This is a genomic window from Komagataeibacter saccharivorans, from assembly GCF_003207825.1.
Taxonomy (GTDB): domain Bacteria; phylum Pseudomonadota; class Alphaproteobacteria; order Acetobacterales; family Acetobacteraceae; genus Komagataeibacter; species Komagataeibacter saccharivorans.
In genome coordinates this window covers 25,507-34,872 of the sequence record NZ_NKTY01000028.1, presented here as the reverse complement: position 1 = coordinate 34,872, position 9,366 = coordinate 25,507, and the positions used below count along the sequence as shown (strand labels likewise).

Annotated in this window: 7 protein-coding genes and 1 pseudogene; 3 read left to right on the top strand and 5 right to left on the bottom strand. The window is 54.4% G+C overall.

All coding sequences use genetic code 11. The annotated features are described in order from the left end of the window. Positions 1 to 99: 99 nt before the first annotated feature. Positions 100 to 498 (top strand): annotated as a pseudogene (locus CFR79_RS13395) (ATP-dependent DNA helicase); the annotation flags it as partial. Between the two features lie 231 nt (positions 499 to 729). Then, positions 730 to 927: a hypothetical protein gene (locus CFR79_RS13390; RefSeq protein ID WP_010516885.1), complete on the top strand. Its 198-nt coding sequence runs from the start codon at positions 730 to 732 to the stop codon at positions 925 to 927. Positions 928 to 953: 26 nt separating this feature from the next. Here the strand turns inward: CFR79_RS13390 and CFR79_RS13385 are convergent, their stop codons facing one another. The 4 genes from CFR79_RS13385 to CFR79_RS13370 are packed head-to-tail and all read right to left on the bottom strand — an operon-like array spanning position 954 to position 7,204. Next, on the bottom strand, positions 954 to 4,088 hold the full coding sequence (locus CFR79_RS13385; RefSeq protein WP_034932600.1) for an efflux RND transporter permease subunit: 3,135 nt from the start codon (positions 4,086 to 4,088) through the stop codon (positions 954 to 956). After that, complete coding sequence (locus CFR79_RS13380; protein ID WP_034932598.1) at positions 4,088 to 5,122, bottom strand: efflux RND transporter periplasmic adaptor subunit; 1,035 nt, start codon at positions 5,120 to 5,122, stop codon at positions 4,088 to 4,090. The genes CFR79_RS13385 and CFR79_RS13380 overlap by 1 nt, the downstream gene beginning before the upstream one ends. Further along, positions 5,119 to 6,561, bottom strand: coding sequence for a TolC family protein (locus CFR79_RS13375; RefSeq protein ID WP_019088956.1), 1,443 nt, complete (start codon positions 6,559 to 6,561; stop codon positions 5,119 to 5,121). The genes CFR79_RS13380 and CFR79_RS13375 overlap by 4 nt, the downstream gene beginning before the upstream one ends. Continuing rightward, on the bottom strand, positions 6,554 to 7,204 hold the full coding sequence (locus tag CFR79_RS13370; protein WP_010516881.1) for a cation transporter: 651 nt from the start codon (positions 7,202 to 7,204) through the stop codon (positions 6,554 to 6,556). Before CFR79_RS13370 ends, CFR79_RS13375 begins: the two co-directional genes overlap by 8 nt. Positions 7,205 to 7,277: 73 nt before the next feature. Here CFR79_RS13370 and CFR79_RS13365 point away from each other — a divergent pair, with 73 nt between their 5' ends. Continuing rightward, complete coding sequence (locus CFR79_RS13365) at positions 7,278 to 7,676, top strand: MerR family transcriptional regulator (protein WP_003618791.1); 399 nt, start codon at positions 7,278 to 7,280, stop codon at positions 7,674 to 7,676. Positions 7,677 to 8,167: 491 nt separating this feature from the next. Here CFR79_RS13365 and CFR79_RS13360 read toward each other — a convergent pair whose 3' ends face one another. Then, a complete protein-coding gene (locus tag CFR79_RS13360) occupies positions 8,168 to 9,358 on the bottom strand; it encodes an IS91 family transposase (protein ID WP_054207011.1) in 1,191 nt (396 codons plus the stop codon). Positions 9,359 to 9,366 lie beyond the last annotated feature (8 nt).

The following is a 9,366-nucleotide window of genomic DNA, read 5'->3' as shown; positions in this document are numbered from 1 at the left end:
CGCCTCCATGAACTCCTGCCCTGGCACTGGAAAGCCCACCAGCAGGTCCACAATACCATCGCCGCCTGAATACGCCCGCGTCTCCCGCCGGATGCTTACGACAAGGTGATGCAGATCGCCAACGATTATGACCGGGATGTCTTCAATGGAGACCTCGGCGTTATCGGCAGGATCGATGTGGAAGAGGGCGAACTGACGGTCTCATTCGATGGACGGGATGTCGTTTATGGCTTCGGCGAGTTGGACGAACTGGTGCTGGCCTACGCCACCACCATCCACAAGAGCCAGGGCTCGGAATACCCGGCGGTGGTGATTCCGCTGGTGACGCAGCATTACGCCATGCTGGCGCGGAACCTGCTCTACACCGGCGTCACACGGGGGCGGAAGCTCGTCGTGCTCGTGGGCCAGAAGAAGGCGCTTGCTATCGCCGTGCGCAATCAGGGTGGCAGGCGACGGTGGTCGAAGCTCAGGGAGTGGCTTGCGGGTAGTTTTGCATGACGGAGCGATGCCTCCATGTCGGCTTCCGCCTCATGTCGGACATAAAAGTGGGTTGGCTCGCCTTTCGCATAACGGACATAGTCCGCGCAGTCCCCCGCTATCACTTGGAGCCGAGAGTGGGGTGATCGTTATGGGAAATAACCAGCAAGAATACAGGCGCTTAGGTTGGCCGTAGCAAGACACGCCCGAAGCCACTGGGCAGGGAGTATAAATCATTTGGATCGGGCAACGATGCTTTCGGTTTTCGGCCTTGACACGATGATGTTCGGTGCGGGCGGCAATCCAGATTTTCTGGACAGCGTCAAGATTCATGAAGGCAATTCCGAACCCAACCAGAAGGTCGAGCCAGACCGAATGGTGGCCGAGCGTGATACGGAAGCAGTTTTCATTCTGGGTTCTATTGGCATATCGGACATAATCTTCAAGTAGTTCTGTGCAGCAGTGGCCCATACCTGTCACTTGAACAAGGTTTCCGGAACTCCCGTTTCGTTTTCAGAAAAACTACCAAATTTGACAGCAAGAATAGGCAAAACAAACAGGTTAAGTATCATTGATGTCATGAGCCCTCCAAGAATGACAGCTGCCATAGGTCCTTCGATTTCCCGCCCAGGCGCATTCATATCAACAGCCAGAGGCGCCAGTCCAAGCGCCGTAACGAGCGATGTCATGAGTACGGGGACGACGCGGTCTCTGGCCCCCCGGAGCGCTGTTGTTACTCCCCATGTGAGATGTTCCCGCTCGACCAAAGTCTCAAAATGCGAAATCATCATCACCGAATTCCGAAGCGTAATCCCGAATAGAGTAACGAAGCCGACTGTTGCCCCAAGAGTTAGCGTTGTGCCGGAAACAATGATTGCCAGAATGCCGCCGACAAATGCGAAGGGAAGATTGACGAGTATCAGAGCGAGATTGCGCCATCCTTGTGTGATTATTGAGAGCAGAATCATGACCGCTATGGCAGCGAGCCCGGAATTTATAAACAGTTCCTTGCGTGATTGTGATTCAGCTTCCGCTGCGGATGTAAACTGAACGTAGGTTCCAAGAGGCAGTTTGATATTTTTTGCTATAGCCGTGCGTGCGTCCTGAACGAAAGATTGAGCTGATCGTCCTGTAACATTTGCGGTGACAGTCTGTGTTCTCTGTGCTCCCAGATGTGACACCTGATAGCGACCGTTCGTCTCATATATGTCTGCGACAGCGCGGAGTGGTACGTAGTTTCCGTGAACAGTATGCAGTGGCAGGAAGCCGACAGACGCAACATCATTACGACTTGCGTCATCAAGACGAACCATAACATTAAAAGCCGCAGAACGCTCGTATATCTGCCCCACGGTTTCACCCTGCCAGGCTGTATGGATGGATCGGAGTACATCCGCCGACCGAAGCCCCCAGCGCTCCAGATCAGCAGGGCGTAGCCGAATAGCAAGTTCCGGAACACCAGGGGGTGCTTCTATCCGGACATCTGTTGCGCCATGTATCTGATGCAACATGCGGACAATATTATTTGCCTGGATATCCAATACATCCAGATCATCGCCAATAATATTGATTGCCACAGCCGAAGACGAACCAGAAAGGGTTTCGTTTACGCGCATCGTCAAAAAACTACTGACAGAAAAACTGGCCCCAACGAACCCGTCAAGCGCTTTGCGAACGCGGGCATCAATCTGTCGGGAAGCCTTCCCATCCACCTGATTCAAATCAACCTCAAACTCGCTGGTATGTGGTCCATACGTGTCCTCATCCAGCGAGGCGCGTCCGACTCTCTGAGCAACCGAACGGATTTCGGGAAGCTGACGAAGTTTTTCTGTAACCTGTCTACCTAATTTCAGAGACTGTTCCAGGGAAGTCCCCGGAGCAGCCGTCATATGAATGATAAGGTGACCTTCCTTGAAATCAGGAATGAAATCGCTTTCAAGGAATGGAAGGGCCGCAAACCCTATCAAGGTGGTCAGGATCATCCCGCCTATAACAAATCGGGGATGGCGCATTAATCTGGCCAGAAGACATTCATAAGCTCTGGCGGTCCATCCTGCCAGGGGGGGCTCTCTCCGGGTTTCTCCAGGCGTCGCCAAGAGCCATGCGCAGAGTGCAGGTACAACGGTTACAGCAGCGGCAAGAGAAGCCATGACCGCAAGAACATAAGCTGTTGCCAGTGGAGCAAACAGTCGTCCCGAAAGTCCGGGAAGGGCGATGACAGGCAAGAAAACGATAATGACAGCAAAGGTCGCGTAAACCACTGCACTGCGGACTTCAACGCATGCATCGAGTACGACGCGCGCTGTAGATGCGGGCTGGACCAGAAGCCGGTTTTCACGCAATCGGCGTGTAACATTTTCGACCCCGATCACGGCGTCATCCACGACCTCGCCGATGGCGATAGCAAGCCCCCCCAGGGTCATGGCATTCAAAGTAACCCCGAGTGTCTCCAGCAACGACAGGGCTATCAGAATAGCCAAAGGTATGGTGGCGCAACAGATTGCAGCGGTTCGCAGGTCAAAAAGGAAAAGAAAGATTACGGCAACCACTAGAAAACCGCCCAGAAGCAATGCTCGTGTGGCATTCCCCAATGCGGTCGTAATGAAATTGGCGGGTCGGAACAGGTCAGCATGCAATGTAATCCCCTGTCCCTGCAATTGCGGGCGGAAATCGGTAAGTGCCGCCTCGATTTCCCGGGTCACAGCCATCGTATTGGCACCGTACTGTTCCCATATATTAACCACAATGCCTGTCTTTCCCTCGATACTGGCCGCGCCGAAGGCGGGAATAGGGGCTTCAGTTACAGTGGCAATACTGCCCAGTGTGACAGCACCATTATCAGAGCGGACAATCACAGTGCGGGCCAGACTTTCTGGCGTCAGGGCCTGACCGTCAGACTGAAGAACGACTCTTTGGTTCGGGGTATCAATAAAGCCGGCCCCCTGTATGCCAGTTGCTTCCTGGGCAGCCGCAAGGACGTCATCAAGTCCGATATGATGCAAGATGAGTTGGTCTGGATGTACCTGTATCTGGAGTGACCGACGCTCCCCGCCAAACACACTGACTCCAGCCACACCAGGCAACGCCAGCAGACGCGGCCTTAATGACCAGTCAGTAAGCGTGCGCAACTGCATGAGGGACTGTTGTTCCGACGTCAGACCAATCACCAGTACCAGACCGGCGGATGAGGTCAGTGGCGTCATAGTCGGAGCATGAACACCGGCTGGCAATTGCTGTGCAACAACATTCATTTGTTCCCCGACCAGTTGCCGGGCGCGATAAATATCGGTCGATGTCGCAAACAGGACGTTGACGACTGACAGTCCCTGAATCGAAGTCGATTGCACGCGCTGAATACCCGGGAGGCCGGTCAGGGCAATTTCCATTGGGCGACTAACCAATGTTTCGACCTGTTCCGGCGTAAAACCAGCGGCTTCGGTCTGGATCGTGACCCGTGGCGGAATGAATTCCGGAAACACATCATAGCTGGCATGTCTCAAGCCATACAGGCCATAGAAGAACAACAGACATGCGGTTGCGATAACCACGCCCCGGAAGCGGATCGAAAACCCGATAATAGCTGCCTGAAGGCTGAAAGAACGTCCCGTCATCAGTCGTCATCGTCTCCTGATTCAAGCTGAGCTCGGAATTCTTCAGACAGAAGTAATTGCGTACCCTCTACGACGATTTGCGTTTCGTGTGTGATTTGTCCTGGAGTATCTTGGATCAGGTAGCCACCTTCTCGGTCCGGCACGTCGGTCGTAAGGGGTAGGCGTGTAAATTTTCCGTGTCCGTTATCACGGTATATCCACGACTTACCTTGCAGCCAGATAATAGCTGATGCAGGTATCCGGATACCGGGACGTTCCTCTTCGGTAGGCAGGAGAACGGAAACATTCATGCCCGCGACAAGCTGACTTTCAGCCGACGCAAAATAGAAAAAGCTACGCCCCTGAATAGCAGGATCGGTCATGGTTACAGGAGACAAATAGTGGAGCATTGTCCCGTGTCCACCCGTGTTTCCATAATCGGTCACATCCGCCTGACTTGGTGGGGTTGGTAGATCCGTATCTGGTGGAAGGGTCACCTTGACCAAGACCACTTGTTGTTGAAGTAACTGTGTAATGAAAATTGTATTTTTTTCGGTAGCGTCAGATATGACCGAACCAAATTGCTGTCTGATAATATTAAGTGCGTTATTCACCCGGACCTGTTCTGCTTTTACCATAGCTGAGTTGGACTGAAATCTGGCTGTTGTCTCCTGGAATTGTTCCTGAGAGATATTCTGCCGGTCGCGATACAGTCCTTTGTCACGATCGAGTTTCGCACGGGCAAGCGTCTGCTGTGCCTGCATGCTCTCCAGCCGCGCTTTCATGTCAGCATAATCACTAACAAGAGTGATAAGTTGTGTTGCGTTCAGAACGTAACCATAGGCGGGAACCAACTTTCTCCAAGGCACGATGCTGGGTCGTGCAGAAGCGATACCACTCTTCGTAACTGCTTCCGGGGAGACCGTCACGGTCGCCTCTTCGCCAAGAACCGAAACTGGTGGATCATCATCATCTGCAATAGCAATGTCCGCCACGTTTAGAACTAGGAAGACAGAAAGACCTACAAGAGGCAGCCAGAAGGCCCTCGCTTTCATGGTGAGTTCCTTTGGTTATTTTCAAGCAGGCCGGAAACCTGCGCGGCACTGGTGTGATCAAAAATGGGCTGCTGCATGCCATCTTCGATCTGACCTATGGCTTGCCGTTGCTGAATTTCTGCTTCAAGAAGAGCGGTCTCTGCTTGAATCTGCTCTATATGAGTCATAACCATCGTTGGTCGGTCGATTGCGCCTGACTGAAGGCGGTGCTGCATCTGGTTCAGCCTTACCCGTACGGTTTTGGCAAGTTCATCCGCCTGTAGCAGAATTGATGTCGTGCCGCGGTAATTGGCCGTAGCCTGCGAGATGGACTTAAACACCGTGTTCTCTGCACGCCGGAGACGAGCCGCCGCCTCATGCTCCTGCCCAACAGCTTCAGCTATGGGGCCTTCGTTCTGATTGAAAATCGGAATTTGCAGAGAGGGATTTACCTCAAAGCGATTTGAAATATCCCAGTTATAGGCGGGACTGATGGTGACATCGGGATAGCGTCGGGAAACTTCGACCCGTAGAGCCTGTCGGGCGGCGTCATAAGACGCAAGAAGTTCCCGCAGATCCGCGCGTTGCATTACGGCTTGGTATCTCATGTCCTGTGAATCGCGGTATTCCATGAGGTCGGGACAGACATCAAATGCTTTTGTATCAAGAGCAATGGAATCAAGTGCTTCGGCAGGAACCCCGATTGCTCCTGCCAGAGCTGCCTTACGGACGGCATACTCGCGCCGCAGATCACTGACAGACAACTCGGCATGGATCATTTCCGTCCGTACCTGCGATATTTCGAGAGCGGATGCTCGCCCCTGATCAAAACGTGCCTGTTCCAGGGTAAAGAGTTCGCGTTTAGCTGCCGCAGTCTCTTCCACAAGCTTGAGGCGCCCGGATACAGCCCAGACGCCGAGAAGAGCAGACCGCGTGTCGCTGCGTAGTTTCCATGCAGTATTGATGACTTCCCATTGCGCGACGGCAGCCCGATATCTGGCTTCTTTGATACGGTGATAACGCCTGCCGAAAAATTCGATCAGTATTGACGCGCCGTAGCCGACGTAATGAGCCGATGGGCCACCCAGCACCGTGAAACTGGGATTGGGCAGTTGACCGGCTGTCTTGATTCCAGCGCGAGCCGTTTCCAGTTCAGCTTTAGCTACAAGGATATCGGGATGAAAATACAAGGTAGCAAGCGTCAGGCGAGTGATGCCCCATGCGTTTTCCTGACTCGATACGTTTGGTCCGAGAACTTTTGTAATGAATTCTTGCAATCCGGCATCCGTAAATTGACGGCTGGAAAATTTCTGGACATCTGATTCCGGCGAAATATTTGAGTGATCACTATTTGTACAGCCACAGAGCAGGGGAAAAATCAGGAGAATGAATGCCGCATTATAGCGTGTGCGTCTCCTTACCTGCTTAATATATTCTAGAGTATTATATGATTTATACATTGATATGTCGTGATATATCTGATTTGTTATCTGTTAGTTCTACTCTCGATTGTCGCATAATCTGCACACCTCCACTAATACCAAGCATCGCAAGGATGGCAGCTACCGCAATATCCGGCCACGCAGAACGAGTGCCAAACACGCCCAGAGCTGCCAGCACAACGGCAACATTTCCGATCGCATCATTACGAGAGCAGATCCATACAGAACGGCGGTTGGCATCACCTTTCCGGTGTGTCCATAATATGAGGGCACAGGCCAGATTGACCGCGAGGGCAAGCAGACCAATGCCGCCCATTGCGTCTGGGTGAGGCGGATGGTTGCTGTTCATTACTATCCACCCAGCATTGGCCATTACCCATAGCCCAGCCATGAACAGGGTCAGGCCTTTCAGAAAGGCCGCGCCAGCTCGCCATCGCAATGCCATTCCGGCAACACTGAGGCTTATTGCGTAGTTGGCGCTGTCGCCAAGGAAATCAATCGCGTCCGCCTGTACGGATGCAGATCCAACCGACACGCCAGCCCCAGCTTCAACGGCAAACATGCTGGCATTGAGAAAAAGCGCGATCAGGAGCGCTCTCCGCCATGATTTATTGATTGGTAGCGGCGTATCTGTGCATCCACCACAGCATCCTCCTGCCATCCAGCGCCTCCCTGACGAATCATCTGTTTTAATGTATGCTCCCTGTAGCAACTACAGGGTCAAGAGGCAGGGAATGCGATCGATTGGTGCCTTGGGGAAGGCGACGAATACCAAAGTCGAGACGATCCGCTATTACGAACGGATCGGTCTTCTGGCTCCGCCACAGCGGACCGATGGCAATTATCGCACTTATGATGATGAGGCACTCGCGAGACTGTCTTTTATTCGTCGATCTCGGGATCTGGGTTTTTCATTAGACCAGGTAAGAGCTCTATTATCCCTAACGGATCAGGGAACCCAGGATTGTAAGACAGTTGATAGAATTGCTCGTGACCATATGGCAGAAATTGAGCGCAAAATTGCGGATCTCATCGCATTGCGCCATGAACTTTCTACGATGATAGAATCATGCGGGGGAGGTAATATTTCAGAATGCCGAATTATTGAAGCACTTTCTCCGTTTGATAATTAGTTCTCCTGACTTTTTTCGCAGCCAGTCGATTCTGCATTTGACGGAAGATTACCCGAAATAGTTATGCGGCCTCATCCTCACGTGTCAGAATCTGAAAAATCCTCATGGAAAATTCAAGGACTATACGTGCTCCCATGGTGGCAGTTTATGATCAGGCCAGTTCTGAAGCAGACATTCGGCTTCCCCTGAAGGGTTTCGGGCGCCGCGAGGCGTACGAAAGTCTGGGAAGACCGAACCCGCGACACCGGGACTCAGTTATGGAGAATTTGCAACTGGCGCCACCCCGTGAGAGAGCCTGAGCCAGAGCATACAGGTGCGTTTGTGGAACTGGAACGGGTTTTTGTGACCGGATCTGCATGACGCGATGTCAGAACTGGCGGTGCAGGCAGCGATTTTCCCGATTTTTTCAGTGATGCGTACAGGAGCCTCGGTTTGCCGGCGCGGAGCCACTCCGACATCGGGATCGGTCATGCTGTCGTATCTGCGGGCTGTCATGGTGATCCCTTGGTTGGATCACTCGCCTGTGGCGGCCCTCGAGGCTGGCACCATCGGGGAAGGATCTGGATGACGACCATCGGACCACCACAGCATGGGCACGGCGGTGGCGTGACCGGTTCGGCTTCCGGGACTTCTGGCGCTGGTGTGGATATGACATTCAGCAATTCCCGCACCCGGGCGAGGCTGGCCTTGCGGCTGGAACTGGCCAGCAGGCCATAATGGCGGATGCGATGAAATCCCCGTGGCAGGACATGCAGCATGAAGCGGCGGATGAACTCATCCGTGGCGAGTGTCATGACCTGCTGCTGGTGGGCCGTGTCCCGCCGGTAGTCCTTGTAGCGGAACGTCACACCGTTTTCGTTGAACGCCAGGAGGCGGCGGTTCGAGATAGCGACGCGGTGGGTATAGCGCGACAGGTAGGCCAGCACCGCTTTGGGACCGGCAAAAGGCGGTTTGGCGTAGACGACCCAGCGCCTGCTGCGCACAGGAGCCAGATACCGCAGAAAGGCACGACGCTCTGCCAGAGGGGCAAGATGGCCCCGGAAGACCAGCCGGTCGGCATCGAAAAGTGCGCGCAGCCGGGTCAGGAACAGGCGGCGGAACAGCTTGCCCAGCACGCGAACGGGCAGGAGGAAGGCCGGGCGCGACGAGATCCAGCGCTGGCCATCGGGCGAGAGACCGCCACCCGGCACGATCATGTGCACATGGGGATGGTGGGTCAGCGCCGACCCCCAGCTGTGCAGCACGGCGGTGATGCCGATGCGGGCACCCAGATGCCGGGGATCGGCGGCGATCGTCATCATCGTCTCCGAGGCGGCCTGGAACAGCAGGGCGTAGAGAACGGCCTTGTTCTGGAGCGCGATGTCGGCGATCCGCGCCGGCAAGGTGAAGACGACATGGAAATACCCGACCGGCAGCAGATCGGCCTCGCGTTCGGCCAGCCATGTCCGTGCGGCGTTCCCCTGGCAGCGCGGACAATGGCGGTTGCGACAACTGTTATAGGCAATGCGCCAGTGTCCGCAGTCCCCACAGGCCGCGACATGGCCACCAAGGGCTGCGGTGCGACAATGTTCGATCGCCGACATGACCTTGAGCTGCTGCAGGGGGAGACGGCCGATATGGGCTGCCCGCCAGGCAGGACCGGCAGCCCGGAAGATGTCCCCCAGTGCGAGCGAGGCGGACATGACCGCCC

Bases quoted from the DNA above. Each gene is read 5' to 3' on its own strand.
- CFR79_RS13375 (WP_019088956.1), bottom strand. From the start codon at position 6,561: ATGTATAAATCATATAATACTCTAGAATATATTAAGCAGGTAAGGAGA.
- CFR79_RS13365 (WP_003618791.1), top strand. From the start codon at position 7,278: ATGCGATCGATTGGTGCCTTGGGGAAGGCGACGAATACCAAAGTCGAG.
- CFR79_RS13360 (WP_054207011.1), bottom strand. From the start codon at position 9,358: ATGTCCGCCTCGCTCGCACTGGGGGACATCTTCCGGGCTGCCGGTCCT.
- CFR79_RS13385 (WP_034932600.1), bottom strand. From the start codon at position 4,088: ATGACGGGACGTTCTTTCAGCCTTCAGGCAGCTATTATCGGGTTTTCG.
- CFR79_RS13380 (WP_034932598.1), bottom strand. From the start codon at position 5,122: ATGAAAGCGAGGGCCTTCTGGCTGCCTCTTGTAGGTCTTTCTGTCTTC.
- CFR79_RS13390 (WP_010516885.1), top strand. From the start codon at position 730: ATGCTTTCGGTTTTCGGCCTTGACACGATGATGTTCGGTGCGGGCGGC.
- CFR79_RS13370 (WP_010516881.1), bottom strand. From the start codon at position 7,204: ATGGCAGGAGGATGCTGTGGTGGATGCACAGATACGCCGCTACCAATC.